Raw genomic sequence first — 21,774 nt, 5'->3', positions numbered from 1 at the left:
TTGCCACAAGATTAAGAGGGCACCATGGCCGCAGGCATGAAAAACCTATCGAAGACCTTTGTCTGGATTCTCATGGGCCTATTGATGCTGGGCCTTGCGGGCTTTGGCGCAACAAGCCTGACCGGCACCGTGCGCACCGTCGCACAAGTTGGGAACGAAGAGGTTTCGATCAACCAATACGTTCGCGAATTGCAGCGCGAAATTCGCGCGGTCGAAAGCCAGACCGGCCAGCCCTTGCAAATGTCGCAGGCGCATGAGTTCGGTCTGGATCAGTTGGCCCTGTCGCGCCTGACCGCTTTGGCCGCGCTGGACAACGAAGTCGGTGAGCTGGGCATTTCGATCGGGGATGAGAACCTGCAAGAAGAAATCGTCGCCATCCCGGCTTTTCAGGGCGTCAACGGCACGTTTGACCGCGAGGCCTATCAGTTCCAGCTGGAACAGGCTGGCATGACGGATACCGAATTCGAATCGGATCTGCGCAAGGAGTCCTCGCGCACCATCGTGCAAAACGCGGTGATCAGCGGGGTTGAGATGCCTTCGCTTCTGACGCAAGTGCTGACGGACTATGTCGGCGCACGCCGCAGTTTTACCGTTGCGACGGTCGGGCCCGACGCCCTGACATCGCCTGTTCCTGCACCCACGGATGAGCAGATCCAGACTTACTATGATGAGAATCAGGATCAGTTCACCCTGCCCAGTACCAAGCAACTGACTTATGCGATTCTGTCGCCCGACATGCTGTTGGACAGTGTCGAGATTGATGAGGATGCGGTGCGTCGCCTCTATGATCAGCGTGCCTCGGAATTCTATCAGCCCGAGCGACGTCTGGTCGAACGTCTGACTTATCCGAACGAAGAAGACGCACAGCATGCGATTGCGCAGCTTGAGGTCGGTGGCACCACGTTCGAAAACCTCGTGCGAGATCGCCAGCTAGAGTTGAGCGATATCGACCTTGGCGACGTCACCCGCGAAGATCTGGGCGAAGCTGCTGATGCCGTCTTTGCCGCCGATCTGGACGCGGTTGTTGGCCCGCTGCCCTCGACCTTCGGCCCCGCGCTGTTCCGCATCAACGGATCGCTGGCCGAAAACAACACGCCGTTCGAAGATGCCGCCCCTGCCCTGCGCGAAGAACTGGCCGCCGACCGCGCGCGTCGTCAAATCGAAGCACAGGCCGAAGACATTGACGATCTGCTCGCTGGTGGTGCAACGCTGGAAGAACTGACCGGCGAGACCGAAATGGAATTGGGCCAGATCGACTGGACCCGCGAAAGCGGTGAAGGCGTCGCCGCCTATGACGGTTTCCGCGCCGCTGCCGAAGCCGTAAACGAAGGCGATTTCCCCGAGGTTGCGTTCCTCGAAGACGGTTCGATCTTTGCTTTGCGTTTGAACGAGGTGCTGCCCCAACGCCCCGAGCCTCTGGAAAGCGCACGTGATCGTGTGGCCGCCGCATGGACGCAGGTGGAAACCGGCAAGGCGTTGGCTGAAAATGCAAATTCCGCTCTGGAGCAACTGAATGCTGACGGCGATTTCACCGCCACCGGTTTGCCGTTCCGGGTTGAAAATGCGCTGACCCGCACCGCTTTCCTTGAGGATGTGCCGGCAGATTTCATGGGTCAGGTGTTCGAGATGGAGCCTGGTGAGCTGCGAGTCATTCCTGGCGATGGCACGGCGTTCGTCGTGCGTCTTGAAGAATTGCTACCGCCCGCCGAAACTGATGAACTGCGCCAGGTACAAACCGCGCTGGAAGCACAGCTAAATCAGGCGCTGGCCCAGAACATCTTTGACGCTTATGTGCGCGACGCGCAGACCCGCGCCCGTCCCGTGATTGACCAACGCGCGCTGAACGCCGTGCAGTCGAGCTATTAAAAGAGACCGAACATGGCCCTGACCCCCGAGTTTGACAGCTTCGCCCGCGCCTATGAGGCTGGCGAAAATCAGGTCGTTTACACCCGCTTGGCAGCCGATCTGGATACGCCTGTGTCCCTGATGCTCAAGCTGACGGGCGCGCAGAAAGACGCCTTTATGCTGGAATCCGTGACCGGAGGCGAGGTGCGTGGCCGCTATTCAATCATCGGGATGAAACCGGACCTGATCTGGCGCTGCCGGGGTGAGACGTCCGAATTGAACCGCTCGGCCAGGTTCGATGCCGACGCGTTTTCGCCTCAGGATGGCAATCCGATGGACAATCTGCGTGCCTTGCTGGCCGAAAGCCGGATTGAGCTGCCTGACGATTTGCCTCAAGCCGCCGCAGGGCTGTTCGGTTATCTTGGGTATGACATGGTGCGTCTGGTAGAGTATCTGCCGGATGTGAACCCAGACCCACTGGGCCTACCCGATGCGATTATGCTGCGCCCATCGGTCATCGCCGTTCTGGACGGTGTAAAGGGAGAGGTCACGGTCGTCTCCCCTGCCTGGGTCGCCGAGGGGCAATCCGCCAAGGCTGCCTATGCGCAAGCCGCTGAGCGTGTGATGGACGCAGTGCGCGATTTAGAACGCGCCATGCCCGCCGAGACTCGCGATCTGGGCGATGCCTCTGAAGTCGCGCCTCCGGTGTCGAATTTCACCAAATCCGGCTATATAGAAGCGGTTAAAAAGGCCAAGGAATACATCCGCGCAGGTGACATCTTTCAGGTGGTACCAGCTCAGCGTTGGACACAGGATTTCCCACTGCCGCCCTTTACACTTTATCGGTCATTGCGGCGCACTAACCCCTCTCCGTTCATGTTCTATTTCAACTTTGGCGGCTTTCAGGTGGTCGGTGCCAGCCCAGAAATTCTGGTGCGTGTCTTTGGCGACGAGGTGACAATCCGCCCCATCGCAGGTACCCGACCCCGTGGCGCAACCCCCGAAGAGGATAAGGCCAACGAGGTCGATCTGCTGGCCGACAAGAAAGAGCTGGCCGAACACTTAATGTTGCTGGACCTGGGCCGCAACGATACCGGCCGCGTGGCCAAGATCGGAACGGTGCGGCCAACCGAAGAGTTCATCATCGAACGCTACAGCCATGTGATGCACATCGTGTCGAACGTGGTCGGAGAGCTGGCCGAAGACAAAGACGCATTGGACGCGTTCTTTGCCGGGATGCCTGCTGGCACCGTCTCGGGCGCGCCAAAAGTGCGTGCGATGGAGATCATCGACGAGTTGGAGCCTGAAAAGCGCGGTATCTATGGCGGCGGCGTTGGTTATTTCAGTGCCGGCGGCGACATGGACATGTGCATTGCTCTGCGAACGGCCATCGTGAAGGATCACAAGCTTTATATTCAGGCGGGCGGCGGTGTTGTTTTTGATAGCGACCCCGAGGCAGAGTTTATGGAAACCGTCCATAAATCAAACGCCATTCGCCGCGCTGCTGCCGATGCGTCCCGGTTCACAGGATCTGGCAACACATAAAAAAACGGCGGGCTTTCAGGGCCAGCCGTTTTCGTTGTTCCGAGGTTACTGAACCTCTTTCATCATCACTGCGGAGATTGGGGCCATCGCCACACGGCTGCCCCGATCTTCAAGCCCCCACAGCAACAAAGCCGAGATCGTGTCAGGGCGCAGACGGCCCAGCATTACAACCGTCCCCTCCTGCCCGGCACGAAATGCCGCTTGGTCCAGAAAACGACGCATGATCTTGGGGTCCTGGCGCGCACCGTCGATATCGCGGAAAATCACACCCGATGGAATACCGTTGCGCGCAGCCAGTTTTTGGACAGTGTTCAGACCATTGTCCTGCGTGATCAGACCACGCCCTGTACCGGCAGCAATTGCGGCCACTTGGTCGGCAAGCTTGCGATTGCCCTGAATGCCAGAATCCACGCCTTCGAGAATACCCACCGTTTCCGGCAGCGTGTCGAGCCATACGGCCAGCGATACTTCGGCATCCTGCGCGCTGGCGGCTTCGTGTAGATCAGCCAGAGCCAGAACTTCGAACCCGGCTTCGCGGTGACGCGCCATCTTTTCCACAGCGTCCGGATCAGACGGGCTGACGGCAAAACTCAGCGGATAAGGAAAATCATGCAGAGCTTCAGCCCCATAGGCACCTTCATCGTCGATCAGAATGATTGACATCAACGGCTTGGATTCGGGGTTTTCGAATTCCGCCGCATAAGCCTCGATCGGCTTGCCCGGAAGGACAGCCGCCACGTTGGTCGTGCTGACCTCAATAACATCATCACGTTCCGTTAATGGAACCACGCGCGTTCCGACTGTCGAGACTGTGGTCGCTTCGCTTGCCCCGCCAATTTGCGGAACCGACGCGATCCGGGGCAAATTGCGCGGTGCTGTATCCTCATCACCTTCTACGGCGATTGGGCTGTCGACAAATGGGTTTTCCTCGGTTTCCGGATCGGCGGCTGCGGCGACCTCGGGTTCCGGTTGTGCTGCACTGTCGGCAACAACAGGGTCCGATTTCTGAGCCCCCTCGGCAACCTCGGGTTCTGGTTTCGGCTCGGCCTCCACAACCTCGGGCTCTTGTTCGACGGCCGGTTCAGGCTGAGGTTCAGGCACCTCCAGCGACACCTCAGGCAAGGCTTCGGCATTTGGGGATACCTGCGACAACGGCGGGGCCTGTGGAGCGACCGGGGCCACAGTGGTTGCAATTACAGGAGCTGATTGAGCAACGCTGGGCGCATCGACTTGCGCCGGGTCCAGGTTGACTTTGGGCTGGGCATCGGGCTCAACCTCGACATCTGACAATTCAGCCAGCGTGTCCGTCTGTTCGCCGACAGATTCAGGTGTGGTTGGTGGCAAGTCCAGCACATCGGGGTCACCCCCGGTATCCGTCGCGTCCGCCACTGTATCCGGGACATCAGCCAGAGAGGGTTCAGGCGCAGAAACCGCCACGTTCGGTTTGCTGGTCAAAGGCATGTTCAAAGACAGCACCGCCCCCAGCACAAGAACAGCGACCGTTCCCACGATCATTCCGCCGACAAATCCGCCCATAACAATTGCCTCTCGTCTTGGCCCTGCATCGATCACATGTTCGCCGTCTGCTGCGGCATTTGCTTGCCGCAGCGCCAAGAACGGGATGTCCCCTTGACGCTGCCGCGCAAGCCTGAGCATGTATGTCCCGACATTATACCGTGGCTCGGGGCTGCATCGCCAGCCCGAAATGCCCAAGCCGAGACAAGTGCCCAAATGCTGCTGCTGATCGACAACTACGACTCGTTTACCTACAACCTGGTACATTATTTAGGCGAACTTGGCGCCGAGATGGTCATTCGGCGGAATGACGCCTTGGACGTTCAGGAAGCCATGGCCATGAACCCATCCGGCATCCTGCTCAGCCCCGGCCCCTGTGATCCGGATCAGGCCGGTATCTGCTTGGCCTTGACCGAAGCAGCGGCTGAAACGAAAACGCCGCTGATGGGAGTCTGTCTTGGCCATCAGACCATCGGACAGGCCTTTGGGGGCGACGTCATCCGCTGCCACGAAATCGTACATGGCAAAATGGGAACGATGCACCACTCCGGAAAAGGTGTGTTTGCCGGGCTGCCCTCGCCATTTGAGGCGACCCGCTATCATTCTTTGGTGGTCGACCCCAACACCCTGCCCGACTGTCTTGAGGTCACGGCAGAGCTGGAAGACGGTACCATTATGGGTCTGCAGCACAAAGAATTGCCGATTCACGGCGTTCAGTTCCACCCGGAATCCATCGCCTCCGAGCATGGTCACGCCCTGCTCAAGAATTTCCTGTCTGAGATGAAAGTTCCCGCATGAGCGACGCTCTGAAACCGCTGATCGGAGCCGCCGCCGATCGGCCTCTGACCCGTGCCGAAGCCGAACAGGCTTTTGGTATCTTGTTTGACGGTGAAGCCACGCCCAGCCAGATCGGTGGCCTGCTGATGGCCATGCGCACCCGTGGCGAAACGGTCGAGGAATACGCCGCGGCCGCCGCCGTGATGCGCGCCAAGTGCAATGCCGTCACCGCGCCCGACGGTGCAATGGATATCGTCGGAACCGGAGGGGACGGCAAAGGCACGCTCAATATCTCAACCGCCACGGCATTTGTTGTCGCTGGTGCCGGTGTCACCGTGGCCAAGCATGGCAACCGCAACCTCAGCTCAAAATCCGGGGCAGCGGATGCTTTGGGGCAGTTGGGGATCAACGTCATGGTTGGCCCGGAAACAGTTGAAAAGGCTTTGAAAGAGGCCGGTATCGGCTTTATGATGGCCCCGATGCACCACCCAGCCATTGCGCATGTCATGCCCTCGCGGCAAGAGCTTGGGACCCGGACGATCTTCAACATTCTCGGCCCTTTGACGAACCCTGCGGGCGTCAAACGCCAATTGACCGGAGCCTTCAGCCGCGACCTGATACGCCCAATGGCCGAAACGCTTGGTCTGCTGGGGTCTGACCGCGCCTGGCTGGTACACGGATCAGACGGGACCGATGAGCTGACCATCACTGGCATCAGTTGGGTCGCAGCACTAGAGGATGGTGGCGTTAAGGAGGTGGAACTTCACCCCGAAGACGCGGGCCTACCGGTTCATCCGTTCGAGGATATCATCGGCGGAACACCCGAAGAAAATGCTGTCGCCTTCCGCGCACTGCTGGACGGGCAGCCCTCGGCCTATCGCGATGCGGTTCTGTTGAACTCTGCCGCCGCGCTGGTGGTTGCAGACGCCGCAACAGATTTGCGGGATGGTGTCGAAAAAGCCGTCGAAAGCATCGACAGCGGAAAAGCCAAAGAAAAAATCGCGGTTCTGGCCCGCATGACTCAGGAGACCGCATGACCGAGACGGTACTGGACAAGATCAAAGCCTATAAGCTGGAAGAAATAGCTGCAGACAAGGCTGAGAAGTCCTTGGAAAAACTGGAAAGTGAGGCACGTTTTGCATCCGAAGTGCGCGGCTTTGCCGAAAGCTTGCGGAAAGCGACCCGCAAGGGGTATGGCCTGATCGCCGAGGTCAAAAAGGCCAGCCCCTCCAAGGGGTTGATCCGCGCCGATTTCGACCCGCCTGCATTGGCCAAGGCGTATGAAGAAGGCGGTGCAGCCTGTCTGTCTGTACTGACCGACACGCCTAGCTTCCAAGGCGCCAAGGAATACTTGACCGAGGCACGCGCAGCAACGTCGCTGCCAGCCCTGCGTAAGGATTTCATGTACGACCCTTATCAAGTGGTCGAAGCGCGCGCTTTGGGTGCCGATTGCATTCTAATCATCATGGCCTCGGTCGAAGATGGTCAGGCGGCCGAGCTGGAACAAACGGCCTTTGACTGGGGGATGGACGTTCTTATCGAAGTTCACGACGAGGCTGAACTGGAACGTGCGACCCAACTGAAAAGCCCATTGATCGGGATAAACAACCGTAATCTCAAGACCTTCGAGACCACACTTGATACCACGCGCCGTCTGTCGAAACTGGTTCCTGGCGGTCGGACGATTGTCTGTGAAAGCGGTCTGAGTACACCCGAAGACCTGGCCGATATCGCCCGTTATGGCGCGCGGTGTTTCCTGATTGGGGAAAGCCTGATGCGTCAGGATGATGTCACCGCCGCCACCCGGCAATTGCTGGCAAACCCGCTGATCCCCGGAGTGATGTGATGCCTCTGACCCATTTCGATGCACAGGGACAGGCCCATATGGTCGACGTCTCGGACAAGGCTGTTACTGACCGCGTCGCGGTGGCGGCTGGCCACATCAAGATGGCAAAGGAAACCTTTGATTTAATTTCAGAAGGACGCGCCAAAAAGGGCGACGTATTGGGTATTGCGCGGCTGGCAGGCATCATGGGAGCGAAGAAAACACCCGACCTAATCCCGCTATGCCACCCCTTGCCAGTCACAAAGGTTGCGGTTGAGTTGACCCTGAACCCTGATTTGCCGGGCGTACAGATTGAAGCCACCGTCAAGACCGCAGGCCAGACCGGGGTTGAGATGGAGGCGTTGACTGCGGTCTCAACCGCGGCGCTGACTGTGTATGACATGACCAAGGCAGTCGATAAGGCGATGGAGATCGGCGGTATCCGGGTCCTGCTGAAAGATGGCGGTAAATCAGGCCGTTACGAGGCGAGATGATTACGGTCGAAGAAGCCCGGTCGCTACTGTTTGATCTTGTTTCCCCGCTAAACGCCGAAACAGTTCCGCTTGCCGAATCTGCTGGCCGCGTGCTGGCGGGAGACCTCAGCGCCACGCGCGATCAACCGCCATTTGCAGCCTCTTCCATGGACGGTTATGCGCTGAAATCGACCGAAGTCGAACAACACGCCATGTTCAAAGTAGTTGGCGAATCCGCTGCCGGGCGTCGTTTTGAAGGCACCGTAGGCCCCGGTCAGGCCGTTCGTATCTTTACCGGCGCTCCGGTGCCGGAAGGTGCTGATTTCGTTGTTATTCAAGAAGATACGGAACGGCGCGGGGATTTGCTTACAATCACCGACGATCCCGGACTGAAAACAAATATCCGACCTGCAGGTGTCGACTTTACCGTCGGCACCAAGATCAGCGCTCCGCGCCTTTTGCGCCCTGAAGACGTCGCGCTGTTGGCAGCAATGAATATTGCAACAGTGCCGGTCAGACGCAAACCCGTGGTCGCATTGATTTCGACCGGAGATGAACTGGTTATGCCCGGTGAGATCCCAGGCCCGGATCAAATCATCGCTTCGAACACTTTTGGCCTGAAAGCCATGCTAGAGAATGCCAGTGCACATGTGCGAATTCTACCGATCGCGCGCGACACTGTCGCGTCCTTGGAAACGGCGTTTGGGCTGGCAAGTGGCGCCGATCTGGTCGTGACAATCGGGGGTGCCTCGGTCGGAGAATACGATCTGGTCGGGGACGTTTCTCAGAAATTGGGGATGGAGCGGTCGTTCTACAAAATCCGCATGCGCCCCGGGAAACCCCTGATGGCGGGTCAGTTGGGTGACACAGCGATGGTTGGGCTGCCGGGAAATCCCGTGAGTGCAATGGTTTGCGGTTATCTCTTCCTGATCCCCATGTTGCGTCGCATGTTGGGCATCGAACAAGCCCTGACCCCGTTTCGCCAGGCCAAGCTGGCCGAGCCCATCGGCAAAAACGGCCCACGCGAACATTATATGCGAGCTGTCCTCGGTGAGGATGGCATTCGCGCCTGTGCCGATCAGGACAGCTCGCTTCTCAGCGTTCTGGCGCAGGCCAACGCGCTTTTGGTTCGTGAGCCGAATGATCCGGCGCGCCCCGCGGGGGATGAGGTTCTGTACCTGCCGATATAGGCAACGCTCAAATCCGTTGACACAAAACGTGAACATGCGTAGAACAAAAGAAAACGCATGACCGACGAGGTGTGAGCAATGCTGACCAAGAAACAGTTGGATTTGTTGGAATTCATCCACAAACGCGTTCAGGCGGACGGTGTTCCGCCTAGTTTCGACGAAATGAAGGCCGCGCTGGATTTACGGTCGAAGTCCGGGATTCATCGCCTGATCACTGCGCTGGAAGAACGTGGCTTTATTCGTCGCCTTGCCCACCGGGCGCGCGCGATTGAGATCGTGAAGCTGCCCGAGAGTCTCGGCGGCGAACCAACAGCCGCTTTCAAACCTCGCGTGATTGAAGGCGACAGGCCCGAAGGTCCCCGCCCGGCGAATTTCGAACCGGTCACTGTAGATGCCTTGGAATTGCCGGTCATGGGCCGTATCGCCGCTGGTGTCCCGATTGAGGCGATCAGCCACGTATCGCACCGTGTGGCGGTCCCGGGCAGCATGGTTTCGGGCAAAGGTGAACATTACGCGCTTGAGGTACGTGGCGACTCGATGATCGATGCCGGTATCAATGACGGCGATGTCGTGGTGATCCGTGAAACTCGGGTTGCCGATAATGGCGATATCGTCGTGGCTCTGGTCGAAGATCAGGAAGCGACCCTGAAGCGCTTTTTCCGCCGCGGCAATGCTATCGCGCTTGAGGCTGCGAACCCCGCCTATGAAACCCGCGTTCTGCCCGAGGACAAGGTCAAGGTGCAAGGACGGCTGGTCGGGTTGATCCGCAGCTACTGATCCCGTTTTAAATTGCGGTTCTCGGCGATGGCCGGGGACCACAGGCGATGGCCGATTACCTCTCGGCTGGTTGTTATGCGTCCTTTTGAAAACGCCAGGCTTCCGGTCTCTTTCAGGCGGTTCGGATCGAAAAGACCGCAATCCCCGTTCAGGTTCAACTCAACTGCAGACACCACGATCTGGTTTGATTGGCATTCTTCAAACCCTTGAGCCGCACGTTTTCCGGTGATGTGAATCACTTCCTTGCCCTGCCAATCAAAGCGCTGAACAGCGTTTTCTGCATCAGGCCAGCGGCTGGCCGCCTTCTTCTGATCTACTCCGTCACCATCGTTTTCCAACCATACCGTAGCGATGAAACCGCTACCTTTTTCTTTGCTCAGCGCGCGGCCATGTTCAGTCATGACCCCCACCAGCCCGCCTGATTCCGCGATCAGAACCTCGGGTCTTTGCCCCTGCCCCCACGACAAAAATGCGGACGCAACCGGGATAATCCCAATCCATTTTGCGCGGCCCTGCCACAGCGCCAGCCACAACGCCCCCAGCGCAAACATGGGCAACACGTAATGTGGCGGACAAACGACATAGCCTTGCGCGCCATCTAAGTTTGACACCTTGTCTGAAACGATCAGAATCCACTCCAACCCCAGACCCATGACATTCAATGCGACCGCCTCTAGCCCGAAAGGGGTCAGCAATGCCGCGACAAAGGCGGCGGGCACCACAATCGTGCCCATTACCGGGACCGAGAGCATATTGGCCAGCAACCCATAGTGTGACATCGTGTTGAAATGCGCCGCCCCGATAGGTGCGGTCGCAAGCCCTGCAATCGCCGAGGACAACAGCAAGCCGGTCACCGGTTTCAGCCATTTTGGACCGGGCATTGGGCCATAGTCCCGCAACAGCCCAAACACCGCGACAAGCGCCGTAGTGGCAGCAAAGGACATCTGGAAGCCTGGGCTCAACAATGTTTCTGGCCGTAGAATCAACACGATTATGGCAGCCACGGCCACGGCCCGCAAAGAAATCGCACGGCGGTCGATCAGGATCGCCCCCAGCATTACGCTGGCCATGACGAAAGCGCGTTCCGTTGCAACATTGCCCCCGGACAACAGTAGGTAAAGGACGGCCGCGATCAACGCACAAACTGCCGCCAACTTGCGGACGGGCAACCTTAAGGCCACTGAAGGAATGGCTGATAAGCCCAACCGAAACACCAGAAAAACGAACCCCGTCAGCAACCCCATGTGAAGGCCCGAAATCGCCAGCAAATGCGCTAGGTTCGAGGCCCGCAGGGATTTTAACGTCTCTTGCCCCATGCCACTGCGATCTCCGGTTGTAACGGCGGCTGCGAACCCACCGATCTCACCAGGCAGGATCGCACGTACCCTTTCCGAGATAGCCATACGCCAGGCAGTTACCCGGACCCCTTCGGTCGCGTCAGTTGCGGGGGCAATGGTCATCACCGGCACCCGGGTATAGCCAACCGCGCCCAGCCCTTGAAACCAGGCATGACGGCGGAAATCAAACCCTCCGGGTTCAACCGGCCCTTGCGGCGGTGAGAGATGCCCGGTGGTCATGATCCTTTGCCCAGGCGCCAGGGAAACCGATCCTCCGTGCAGTGAAAGCCGGACGCGCTGCGGTCTGCGATCTGCGGGCACATCCCCTATGCGCACCCGATCCAGCGTGACCCGCAACGCGTCCGACGCAGAGCGATCCATGGCTACGACCCGCCCCTCGATCGGGCCGTAGTAACGCCAGGACAGGACCGGCTCTGCGACCGTATGGGCTCGGGCGCCGGCCAGTATAAAACCGGACGCGATCAGCGCGCCCCCCGTTGCCAACGCAGCCCAGCCAGTGCGCCGCGTGCGGCCAACCCAGACCAGCAACGTGATCCCAAGTAGAAGACAGGCATAGACCTGCCATTCCGGTTCAAACCGAAGGCTGAAATAGAGGCCGATGCCAACTGCCAGACAAATCGGAGACCACTGGAACAAATACCCTGTCTGGTTCAGCAAAGCGGCGTCGACCCGTGTCAGAACACGCATGGTTGCCCCCGTCCTTCGGGCTCGTTAGACAGACGCCAAACTATGCCCGACACGGTTACCAAAAGGTTAATCCACACAATGTCCGATCAGGTCGTCACCCGTTTCGCCCCCTCGCCCACCGGTTTTTTGCATATCGGCGGTGCCCGCACTGCGTTGTTCAACTGGCTCTATGCTCGTGGTCGTGGCGGTAAGTTCCTGCTGCGGATCGAAGACACAGATCGCGAACGCTCGACGCCTGAGGCGACAGCCGCAATTCTGCAAGGTATGGAATGGCTTGGCCTAGACCACGATGGTGATGTAATCAGCCAGTTTGAGGGTGCCACACGCCATGCCGAAGTCGCTCACCAGCTTCTGGCCGAAGGTAAAGCCTATAAGTGTTTTTCAACCCAGGATGAAATTGCAGCCTTTCGTGAGCAAGCTCGGGCCGACGGCAAGTCCACCCTGTTTCGCAGCCCTTGGCGTGACGCTGATCCGGCAACCCATCCCGATGCACCTTTTGTAATCCGTATCAAGGCCCCACAGGACGGCGCCACCGTGATCCGCGATCAGGTGCAGGGGGATGTGACCATTCGCAACAATCAGCTGGACGACATGGTCCTTTTGCGCTCGGACGGAACACCGGTTTATATGCTGGCTGTGGTGGTGGATGATCACGACATGGGCGTGACGCACGTGATCCGGGGCGACGATCACCTCAACAACGCCGCACGCCAGATGATGATCTACGAGGCGATGGGCTGGGACGTTCCGGTATGGGCACATATCCCGCTGATTCACGGGCCAGACGGTAAGAAACTGTCGAAGCGTCACGGTGCCTTGGGCGCACAGGAATATCAGGCGATGGGCTATCCTGCCGCTGGCATGCGCAACTATCTCGCGCGTTTGGGCTGGAGCCACGGCGACGATGAGTTTTTTACCGACGAGCAGGCCAAAGAGTGGTTTGATTTGGACGGAATCGGCAAAAGTCCGGCCCGCTTTGATCTGAAAAAGCTTGAGAATCTCTGCGGTCAGCATATCGCGATGTCTGATGATGCTGCGCTGCGGCATGAAATCGAAGCTTATCTGGATGCGGCGGGCCTTCCTGCTCTCACTCAGACACAATCTAGTGTTCTTGAACGTGCAATGTATTGTCTGAAGGATCGCGCCCGAACTTTCCCGGAATTGCTTGAAAAAGCACACTTTGCGCTGATTTCCCGCCCGATTGAGCCGGATGAGAAAGCGGCAAAATCACTGCAAACAGTATCCGACGGTATACTAAGTGAATTGACGCCGCATGTGCAAAATGCTAGCTGGTTGCGGAACGAACTGGAGGAAACCCTCAATGCCTTTGCAGAAGCGAAAGGCATCAAGTTCGGCAAGCTGGCTGGGCCCTTGCGGGCGGCTTTGGCGGGTCGGGCAGTGACTCCTTCGGTGTTTGACATGATGCTTGTGCTGGGGCGTGAAGAAACCTTGGCACGGCTTTCCGACGCAGCAAAATGACCCTGGCTTAATATTCAGGTAACGCTGCTTCGTTACGACCGGTCAACACTTTGGTGTGTGACCGCTGACCGCGCGCAGGCCGCTCACCCGGCGTGCTCATGAACGAAGAAGGGACAACGATGACCGACAGCAAAAAAACAGCCACTCTTACCGTACATGGTGAAAATTACGAGTTGCCGGTTCACTCGCCAACCGTTGGCCCGGATGTGATCGACATTCGCAAACTGTACAGTGATGCGGGTGTGTTCACCTATGATCCGGGCTTCACCTCGACAGCCAGCTGCGACAGCACCATCACCTATATTGACGGCGATAAGGGTGAACTGTTGCACCGCGGCTATCCGATCGACCAACTGGCCGAGAAATCGCACTTCCTCGAAGTGTGCTACCTGTTGCTGTACGGAGAGCTGCCAGTCGCAAAAGATCTGGAGAAGTTCGAGACCACGATCACTCGCCACACCATGATGCACGAACAGATGCAGTATTTCTATCGCGGGTTCCGTCGCGATGCGCATCCTATGGCAATCATGGTTGGCGTCGTCGGTGCAATGTCGGCTTTCTATCATGACTCGACAGATATTCATGACCCACGTCAGCGCGAGATTGCGTCGCACCGTCTGATCGCCAAGATGCCGACCATCGCAGCCTGGGCATACAAGTATCACACCGGTCAGCCCTTCGTGTATCCGCGCAACGACCTGGACTATGCGTCGAACTTCCTACGCATGTGCTTCAGCGTTCCGGCCGAAGAGTATGATGTTAACCCGATCCTCAGCCGCGCGATGGACCGCATCTTTACCCTGCACGCGGATCATGAACAGAACGCTTCGACCTCGACCGTGCGTCTGGCTTCAAGCTCGGGTGCGAACCCGTTTGCCTGTATCGCGGCCGGTATCGCCTGTCTGTGGGGTCCGGCCCATGGTGGCGCCAACCAAGCGTGTCTGGAGATGCTGGAAGAGATTGGTTCAGTGGATCGCATCCCTGAATACATTGCCCGCGCCAAGGACAAGGATGATCCGTTCCGCCTGATGGGCTTTGGCCACCGCGTCTACAAGAACTTTGACCCGCGCGCCAAGGTGATGAAGCAATCCGCTGACGAAGTGCTGGATCTGCTGGGCATCGAAGACAATCCAAAACTGCAGGTCGCCAAAGAGCTTGAGCGAGAAGCGCTGGAAGATCCGTATTTCGCCGAGAAAAAGCTGTTCCCGAATGTGGACTTCTATTCGGGCATCATCCTCGAGGCGATGGGTTTCCCAACCTCGATGTTCACGCCGATCTTCGCCCTGTCGCGCACCGTTGGCTGGGTCAGCCAATGGAAAGAGATGATCGCCGATCCACAGAACAAGATCGGTCGTCCGCGCCAGCTGTATCTGGGCGAAACCATGCGTGATTACGTGGATATCGAAAACCGCTGATTGCAGCGATGAAATGCTTAAGCCCCGGACCTGCGTCCGGGGCTTCTTTCATAGTAGGCTCAACTGATCGCCGATCTGAGCCGGGCGGGCAAACAGGTCGCATCGCAGGGGCGGTGTCCGCGTTACAAGGCCTAGGCGCTTGACCGCCAAGGCAAACCGTTTGGCAATCAACCCAGCATATTCACCCTCACCCCGCATCCGGTGGCCCCAGCGCGGGTCATAGTCCCTGCCCCCGTGCATTTCGCGCAGCTTGGACATGATCTTTTCCGCCCGCGCGGGTTCGTGATCCTGCAACCACTCCTGCCACAACGTCGATACTTCACGCGGCAAGCGCAACATGATCCAACTGGCAGCATCCGCGCCCGCCTCACGCCCCGCCTCAAGCAGGTGTTCCAACTCATGATCCGTCAGACCAGGCACTATGGGAGACGTCATGACCCGCACCGGCACCCCAGCTTCGGTCAAGCGGCGTATCATGGCCAATCGGCGCTGTGGTGAGGGCGCGCGCGGCTCCATCCGACGGGACAGATTAGCATCCAGAGTGGTCAGGGATATCCCGACCCGCACCAACCCTTGCTGAGCCATGTGCGCCAGGATGTCCAAGTCCCGTTCGACCAAGGCCCCCTTGGTGACGATGGCGATGGGGTGATTGAATTCTTGCAGAACCGACAGACAGCCTCTTGTAATCGCGTGGGTTTTCTCAATCGGTTGGTAAGGGTCCGTGTTGGTACCCAAGGCAATGGGTGCAACCTTGTACCCTTTGGCCGACAACTCCTTGCGCAGGATATCCGCTGCGTTTGGCCGCGCGATCAGGCGGGTTTCGAAATCCAGCCCCGGCGATAGCCCAAGATAGGCATGGCTCGGGCGGGCGAAACAGTAGACACAACCATGCTCACACCCGCGATACGGGTTGATCGAGCGATCAAACGGCAAATCCGGCGAACGGTTATAGGTAATCAGGCTGCGCGCGACCTCGTCCCGAACATCGGTTCGCAAAGGCGGCAGGTCCTCGTCGATATCCCAGCCATCGTCGCAAGGGATGGTGTCGAATTGTTCGAACCGTCCAGCGGTATTTGTGGCGGCTCCTCGGCCGCGAATATGCGGTGCAACCATGTTTGTTCTCGTTATGTTCCTTTGATTGGGTATAACGGCAATCCCGAATACTCGCAAGCACAGCATTCGAGGCCGCGCAGGTATCAACCGCGTGGTTATCCACCAGTAAAATGAACCAGATGCAGGATCATCTTGCAGATAATTCTGTCGAGAGACGCGAAAATTTGACGTATAGGTCGGTCCCGAAACGACTGAGGTCGCAATCGTCACAGTCAAACTGCGACGTTTTGGCCAAAACGGAAAAAATGCCACCACGAGCCTATGGCTCGCACAGCTCAGGGAAACGCCCCATGTCTGAAGAAGAAGACATCGTCCTGTCCGAACTGAATGACGACGAACTTGTCGAGCAGATGTTCGACGATCTTTATGACGGCCTGAAAGAAGAGATCGAAGAAGGTGTGAACATCCTGCTTGAACGCGGATGGACACCTTACGACATCCTGACCAAGGCTCTGGTCGGTGGCATGACCATCGTGGGCCACGACTTCCGCGACGGTATTCTTTTCGTGCCCGAGGTTCTGCTGGCTGCAAACGCCATGAAGGGCGGTATGTTTATCCTCAAGCCGCTGCTGGCCGAAACCGGCGCGCCGCGCGTGGGTAAGATGGTGATCGGTACGGTCAAAGGCGACATCCACGACATCGGCAAGAACCTTGTGTCGATGATGATGGAGGGCGCTGGCTTTGAAGTGGTCGATATCGGCATCAACAACCCGGTTGAAAACTATCTGGAAGCGCTTGAAACCGAAGAGCCAGATATTCTGGGCATGTCCGCCCTGCTGACCACGACCATGCCTTACATGAAGGTCGTGATCGACACGCTGGTCGAACAAGGTAAGCGCGAAGACTATATCGTTCTGGTTGGCGGCGCGCCGCTGAACGAGGAATTCGGCAAAGCCATCGGTGCGGATGCTTATTGCCGTGACGCAGCCGTTGCGGTTGAAACCGCCAAGGATTTCGTCTCGCGCAAGCACAACCAACTGGCCGGCTAACCGGACGCGCAGGTTATTCTGGGGCCGTCCGGGTTTCGGGCGGCCTTTTTTGTTACACTGACAGTCGCGTAGAATCCGAGAGGCACCCAATGCAGCAGGAAAAATTGCCAGACGATGCCAGCCTGACGACCAAGGGCTACCAATCCGGTGAGCACGGGCGCATCCTGCTGTTGGCCTGTGGCGCGCTGGCGCGTGAGATTCTGGACCTGAAGCAACGCAATGGCTGGGATCACATGGCGCTGACCTGCCTGCCCGCGATTTTTCACATCCAGCCTGACAAGATCATTCCGGCGGTACAGGAGGCCGTCGCCAAACACCGTGACGACTATGACCAGATCTTTGTGGTCTATGCCGATTGCGGAACGGGTGGCCTGCTGCAGCAAGCCTGCGAAGACCTGGGCGTCGAGATGGTCAAAGGCCCCCATTGTTATTCCTTCTTCGAAGGAAATCAGGCGTTTGAAGCACATGGTGATGAGGAAACCACCGCCTTTTACCTGACCGATTTTCTGGCCCGGCAGTTCGATGCCTTTGTGTGGAAGCCGCTGGGGCTGGACCGACACCCCGAGTTGCTTAGCATGTATTTCGGCAACTACACCAAGCTGGTCTATCAGGCGCAAATCGACGATCCGGACCTGACGGCCCGTGCCCGTGAATGTGCCGAGCGGATGGGTTTGGAATTCGAACGTCGCCTGACCGGCTATGGCGATTTGGAAACCACCCTGACCGATTGGGCAAAACGTAAGCCGAAAGCCTGAATAGCGTCAGGCGTTTTCCTGCGCCACTTCGCGGATGCGTTCAATCATTGCCCGCAACCCGTTCGATCGCTGAGCAGAAAGGTGATCATTCAGACCCAAGCGCGCCAGCTCTCCGCCTGCGTCCACCTTGGGGACTTCGCTGACGGGCAACCCGTTATATAAGGAACGCAATACCGCGATCAGACCGCGTACGATCAGCGCATCGCTGTCCCCGTCGAACCGGAAAACCCGATCTTCGATGATCGGGTGCAACCAGACCTGGCTTGCGCAGCCGTGGACCTTGGTGGCCGGCACTTTTAGTGCGTCCTCCAGCGGCTCCATCGCTTTGCCCTGGTCGATGACGTGGCGGTACCGGTCTTCCCAGTCCTCCAGAAATTCGAAATCCTCGACGATCTCTTCAAAGGCAGGCGTTGCCATGTCGCGGCGGTCCTTTCGTTGCAATCACAATTGTGAACTATGCCTCTGATCTATGCCTGTCCACCCCCCTACGCGGCTTTTCAATCAACAGAAATTGCGATAACCCATTGCTGGACTTACAGCTCTGGACGTTGGGACCATGCAAAAATCATTTACTGTTCTCTTGGTGGCTACCCTGGCCCTGTCTGCCTGCAACAGCTGGCGCGAGTCACGGGTGAACCCGTCCAACTGGTTCGGTTCAAGCACGTCAGCCCCGCCGCCGGAAACAGCGACCTATGACGCGAACGCTCTTGTGCCCGAAACAAGGGAAGGCGGTGGGTTGCTCTCAAGGCCAACCCCCGAGGATACAAGCGTTCCGATCGCCAAGATTGATGAATTGAGGATTGAGCCGACCCCGAACGGTGCAATCGTCTACGCCTCGGGGACGGCAATCCGGCAAGGTGCTTATGACGCTCGACTGGTTCGCGTAGACAGTGAAGAAAACCAGAAGAACGGCGTTTTGGAGTTCACTTTCCGGGTAACCTATCCCGCGCGCGCAACGAATACGGGAACCGAACGGTCTCGAATGGTGTCCGACGCAATCAATATCAGCAAGAAAGACTTGGAAAAAACTCGTCTGGTGCGGGTTGTAGGGCAGCAGAACGCATTGGAATCGCGGCGCCGTTAATCGGCGCTAAAGCGATACAACTTTGACGTTCTGACCTTTGGCCGCCAGCGCGATTTTACCTTCACACAGTTTCAAGGCGTCTTCGCCGAACACCTCAAACCGCCAACCTGACATCGCAGGCAGTTCCCGCTCACCCGCTGCGATCTGATCCAATTCCGAGCTGGTGGCGATTAGTTTGGCTGCCACGCCCGAGCTTTCGGTTTTCGATTTCAACAACACCCGCAGCAAATCCGCCAGAGCCGGGTTCACCTTCAGTTTGTCCCGGCTGTTGTCGACTTGCGGCAGCTGATCCGCAGGGCAATTCACCCCTTTTTTGACGGCGCTTAGAATACCATCGGCAATCGCGCCCTTTCGGGCCTCGCGCAGCAATAAGCGCGAGCCGCCCAGATCCGAGGGCGATTTGGGCTTGGTTGATGCCAGCTCGATCAGCGCATCATCCTTGAAGACCCGGCTGCGCGGCACATTGTTTTCCTGCGCATAAGCCTCGCGAAACTGCGCCAGTTCGCGCACCACGGCCAGAAATTTGGCCGAATTCGTCCGGGTCTTTACACGTTTCCATGCATCTTTGGGGTGAATGTCATAGGTCGCAGGATGGGTCAGCGTGCGCAACTCCTCTGCCACCCAATGACTGCGCTGCGATTTTTGCAATTGCGCTGCGAGATATTCATAGATTTGGCGCAGATGGGTGACATCCGCCAGCGCATAGGTCTTTTGCGCCTCGGATAGTGGGCGGCGGGACCAATCGGTAAACCGCGAGGTCTTGTCGACCCCCTGCTTGCAGATCTTGCGCACCAGCGTTTCATACCCCACCTGCTCACCGAAGCCACAAACCATTGCTGCAACTTGCGTGTCGAACAGCGGTTTCGGAAAGACACCTGCTTCGACCCAGAAAATTTCAAGATCCTGACGCGCGGCATGGAAGACCTTGACCACATCGTCGTTGCCGAACAGCTCATAAAGCGGGTCCAGAGACAATCCATCAGCCAGCGGATCGACCAGAACCGCGCTGTCTTCGTCATCAGACGGAACGGCCAGCTGTATCAGGCAAAGCTTTGAATAATAGGTCCGTTCGCGCAGAAACTCGGTATCTACGGTGACATAGTCATATTCCGCCGCGGCCTCGCAGAAATTGGCCAGCTCTTGCGTCGTTGTCAGGGTTTTCATGCGCGGTGCTGTTCTTGCTCTTGTTTTCTTCGGCTGATCGTCTCTTCCGTACCTAGCCGTAGTGCAGACCATAGGCCGATTTTAACACGCGTGTAAATCACTCTGGGACGTTCAGGGCAGCAACACCGGAGTCCGGTCGCCACTGGCGTAACGGCGCAACACTGCAGGATAAAGTTTATGCTCCCAAACCAGCACACGAGCAGCCAAAGCGTCGGGCGTGTCACCGGCTTCGATGTTTACCCGCGCCTGCCCCAGGATCGGGCCGTCATCCAGCGCTGCCGTAACCTCGTGAACCGAACATCCATGTTCGGCATCCCCGGCCTCGATCGCGCGAGCATGGGTGTTGAGGCCTTTGTATTTCGGCAGCAGTGAGGGGTGGATATTCAGCATCCGCCCCTGAAAGCGGGAAACGAAATCACCGGTCAGAACACGCATGAACCCCGCAAGACAGACAATATCCGGTTGCGCCTCTTCCAAAGGCTTCAGCAGCTCTGCTTCAAACGCAGCGCGGTCGCCTTTGAAGGGGCGGTGATCTACCGCAGCCGTCGGGATGCCACGGTCCGCGGCCTTTTTCAGCCCGCCCGCCGTAGCGTCATTCGACAGAACCAGACACGGGCGTGCCGGGTGATCGCCGACCATGCTGTCGACCAGCGACACCATGTTGGACCCACCCCCCGAAATCAGGATGGCGACGCGCTTGTGACTCACAACAGTTTGCCCGAATAGTCCATGCCGGGCGTGTCGGTCACGGTGCCGATGCGAGCAACTGCTTCTCCGGCCTCGGCCAGTAGAGCGGCCAGTTCATCGGCGCGGTCTTCGGCGCAGACGACAATCATGCCAATGCCGCAGTTGAAGGTCTTCAGCATCTCGGCCTCGACGATACCACCGGTTTCCGCCATCCAGCGGAAGACGGGCGGCAGGTCCCAGGCGTTCAAGTCGATCTCCGCACCCGACCCCTCTGGCAGCACGCGCGGCAGGTTTTCGGTCAGACCGCCGCCGGTGATATGGGCCAGCGCGTGTACGCCCCCTGCCCGGATCGCCTGCAGGGCGGGTTTCACGTACAACCGCGTCGGCGTCAGCAGCGCCTCACCCAGCGACCCGTCGCCAAAAGGCGATGCGGCATCCCAGCCCAGACCCGAGATTTCAACCAGCTTGCGCACCAGCGAATAGCCGTTGGAATGCACCCCGTTCGAGGCCAACCCCAGAAGCACGTCGCCCCGCTGCACACCCGCAGGCAGGTGTGCGCCACGCTCCATCGCGCCGACCGAAAAGCCAGCCAGATCGAAATCGCCATCGGGATACATGCCCGGCATCTCGGCCGTTTCACCGCCGATCAGGGCGCAACCAGACTGCACACAGCCCTCGGCAATACCTTCGATGATCCGCGCGGCGGTGTCGGTGTCCAGCTTGCCCGTGGCGAAATAGTCCAGGAAGAACAGCGGCTCGGCCCCCTGACAGATCAGGTCGTTGACGCACATTGCCACCAGGTCGATACCCACACCGTCGACCACTCCGGTATCAATGGCAATCCGCAGCTTGGTGCCCACACCGTCGGTCGCGCCCACAAGAATCGGGTCATGATATCCGGCGTCTTTCAGATCGAACAAGGCACCGAACCCGCCCAGACCGCTCATCACGCCCGAGCGGTTGGTGCGCTTGGCCGCAGGCTTGATCCGGTCGACCAGAGCGTTCCCCGCATCAATATCAACGCCTGCATCGGCATAGGTGATTCCGTTCTTGCCCGTCGTCATGGCCAGCCCCTTATGAATGGTTCCCGCGCGGG

Annotated in this window: 20 protein-coding genes; 13 read left to right on the top strand and 7 right to left on the bottom strand. The window is 58.3% G+C overall.

Features of this window, described 5'->3' with window-relative positions; all coding sequences use genetic code 11:
• Positions 1-24: 24 nt before the first annotated feature.
• Together ACR0LY_RS02665 and trpE are read left to right on the top strand one after the other, a co-directional pair.
• Positions 25-1,866 carry a peptidyl-prolyl cis-trans isomerase gene (locus ACR0LY_RS02665; protein WP_170348822.1) on the top strand — a complete coding sequence of 614 codons (1,842 nt, stop codon included), beginning with the start codon at positions 25-27 and terminating at the stop codon, positions 1,864-1,866.
• Positions 1,867-1,878: 12 nt separating this feature from the next.
• Positions 1,879-3,390, top strand: a complete 1,512-nt coding sequence (gene trpE / locus ACR0LY_RS02660) for an anthranilate synthase component I (protein ID WP_170348823.1) — start codon at positions 1,879-1,881, stop codon at positions 3,388-3,390.
• A gap of 45 nt (positions 3,391-3,435) precedes the next feature.
• Here the strand turns inward: trpE and ACR0LY_RS02655 are convergent, their stop codons facing one another.
• Positions 3,436-5,004: a divergent polysaccharide deacetylase family protein gene (locus ACR0LY_RS02655; protein WP_480640508.1), complete on the bottom strand. Its 1,569-nt coding sequence runs from the start codon at positions 5,002-5,004 to the stop codon at positions 3,436-3,438.
• A gap of 117 nt (positions 5,005-5,121) precedes the next feature.
• Here ACR0LY_RS02655 and ACR0LY_RS02650 point away from each other — a divergent pair, with 117 nt between their 5' ends.
• From ACR0LY_RS02650 to lexA, 6 genes are all read left to right on the top strand, one after another.
• Positions 5,122-5,703, top strand: coding sequence for an anthranilate synthase component II (locus tag ACR0LY_RS02650; RefSeq protein WP_170348824.1), 582 nt, complete (start codon positions 5,122-5,124; stop codon positions 5,701-5,703).
• Positions 5,700-6,719: an anthranilate phosphoribosyltransferase gene (gene trpD / locus ACR0LY_RS02645; protein ID WP_170348825.1), complete on the top strand. Its 1,020-nt coding sequence runs from the start codon at positions 5,700-5,702 to the stop codon at positions 6,717-6,719. The genes ACR0LY_RS02650 and trpD overlap by 4 nt, the downstream gene beginning before the upstream one ends.
• The gene (gene trpC / locus ACR0LY_RS02640; RefSeq protein ID WP_170348826.1) at positions 6,716-7,528 is read left to right on the top strand and encodes an indole-3-glycerol phosphate synthase TrpC; all 813 of its coding nucleotides are present in this window, start codon (positions 6,716-6,718) and stop codon (positions 7,526-7,528) included. The genes trpD and trpC overlap by 4 nt, the downstream gene beginning before the upstream one ends.
• On the top strand, positions 7,528-8,001 hold the full coding sequence (gene moaC / locus ACR0LY_RS02635; protein ID WP_170348827.1) for a cyclic pyranopterin monophosphate synthase MoaC: 474 nt from the start codon (positions 7,528-7,530) through the stop codon (positions 7,999-8,001). Before trpC ends, moaC begins: the two co-directional genes overlap by 1 nt.
• Positions 7,998-9,170 (top strand): molybdopterin molybdotransferase MoeA, encoded by a 1,173-nt coding sequence (locus ACR0LY_RS02630; RefSeq protein WP_170348828.1) that lies wholly within the window; start codon positions 7,998-8,000, stop codon positions 9,168-9,170. Before moaC ends, ACR0LY_RS02630 begins: the two co-directional genes overlap by 4 nt.
• 78 nt (positions 9,171-9,248) lie before the next feature.
• The gene (lexA, locus tag ACR0LY_RS02625) at positions 9,249-9,947 is read left to right on the top strand and encodes a transcriptional repressor LexA (protein ID WP_170348829.1); all 699 of its coding nucleotides are present in this window, start codon (positions 9,249-9,251) and stop codon (positions 9,945-9,947) included.
• Here the strand turns inward: lexA and ACR0LY_RS02620 are convergent.
• Positions 9,941-11,992, bottom strand: coding sequence for a ComEC/Rec2 family competence protein (locus tag ACR0LY_RS02620; protein WP_170348830.1), 2,052 nt, complete (start codon positions 11,990-11,992; stop codon positions 9,941-9,943). The genes lexA and ACR0LY_RS02620 overlap by 7 nt on opposite strands.
• A 78-nt stretch (positions 11,993-12,070) precedes the next feature.
• Between ACR0LY_RS02620 and gltX the strand changes: the two genes are divergently transcribed.
• Together gltX and gltA are read left to right on the top strand one after the other, a co-directional pair.
• Complete coding sequence (gene gltX / locus ACR0LY_RS02615) at positions 12,071-13,471, top strand: glutamate--tRNA ligase (protein ID WP_170349413.1); 1,401 nt, start codon at positions 12,071-12,073, stop codon at positions 13,469-13,471.
• A 119-nt stretch (positions 13,472-13,590) separates the two neighbouring features.
• Positions 13,591-14,886, top strand: a complete 1,296-nt coding sequence (gene gltA, locus ACR0LY_RS02610) for a citrate synthase (protein ID WP_170348831.1) — start codon at positions 13,591-13,593, stop codon at positions 14,884-14,886.
• Between the two features lie 48 nt (positions 14,887-14,934).
• Here the strand turns inward: gltA and ACR0LY_RS02605 are convergent, their stop codons facing one another.
• On the bottom strand, positions 14,935-15,999 hold the full coding sequence (locus ACR0LY_RS02605) for a PA0069 family radical SAM protein (protein ID WP_170348832.1): 1,065 nt from the start codon (positions 15,997-15,999) through the stop codon (positions 14,935-14,937).
• Between the two features lie 290 nt (positions 16,000-16,289).
• Between ACR0LY_RS02605 and ACR0LY_RS02600 the strand changes: the two genes are divergently transcribed.
• Complete coding sequence (locus ACR0LY_RS02600) at positions 16,290-16,988, top strand: corrinoid protein (protein WP_170348833.1); 699 nt, start codon at positions 16,290-16,292, stop codon at positions 16,986-16,988.
• A gap of 89 nt (positions 16,989-17,077) precedes the next feature.
• The gene (locus ACR0LY_RS02595) at positions 17,078-17,743 is read left to right on the top strand and encodes a DUF1638 domain-containing protein (protein WP_170348834.1); all 666 of its coding nucleotides are present in this window, start codon (positions 17,078-17,080) and stop codon (positions 17,741-17,743) included.
• 6 nt (positions 17,744-17,749) lie between these two features.
• Here the strand turns inward: ACR0LY_RS02595 and ACR0LY_RS02590 are convergent, their stop codons facing one another.
• Positions 17,750-18,160, bottom strand: a complete 411-nt coding sequence (locus ACR0LY_RS02590) for a SufE family protein (RefSeq protein ID WP_170348835.1) — start codon at positions 18,158-18,160, stop codon at positions 17,750-17,752.
• Positions 18,161-18,326: 166 nt separating this feature from the next.
• Here ACR0LY_RS02590 and ACR0LY_RS02585 point away from each other — a divergent pair, with 166 nt between their 5' ends.
• Positions 18,327-18,827: a hypothetical protein gene (locus ACR0LY_RS02585; RefSeq protein ID WP_480640504.1), complete on the top strand. Its 501-nt coding sequence runs from the start codon at positions 18,327-18,329 to the stop codon at positions 18,825-18,827.
• 6 nt (positions 18,828-18,833) lie between these two features.
• On the opposite strand, the gene rnd is transcribed toward ACR0LY_RS02585, so the two are convergent.
• The 3 genes from rnd to purM form a co-directional block, all read right to left on the bottom strand.
• The gene (gene rnd, locus ACR0LY_RS02580; RefSeq protein ID WP_170348837.1) at positions 18,834-19,991 is read right to left on the bottom strand and encodes a ribonuclease D; all 1,158 of its coding nucleotides are present in this window, start codon (positions 19,989-19,991) and stop codon (positions 18,834-18,836) included.
• A 111-nt stretch (positions 19,992-20,102) separates the two neighbouring features.
• A complete protein-coding gene (gene purN / locus ACR0LY_RS02575) occupies positions 20,103-20,699 on the bottom strand; it encodes a phosphoribosylglycinamide formyltransferase (protein ID WP_170348838.1) in 597 nt (198 codons plus the stop codon).
• Positions 20,696-21,742 (bottom strand): phosphoribosylformylglycinamidine cyclo-ligase, encoded by a 1,047-nt coding sequence (gene purM / locus ACR0LY_RS02570; RefSeq protein WP_170348839.1) that lies wholly within the window; start codon positions 21,740-21,742, stop codon positions 20,696-20,698. Before purM ends, purN begins: the two co-directional genes overlap by 4 nt.
• Positions 21,743-21,774: the final 32 nt, after the last annotated feature.

The sequence above is a fragment of the Ruegeria sp. BC5 genome (assembly GCF_056539205.1).
This window is presented reverse-complemented; position numbering and strand designations above follow the sequence as displayed.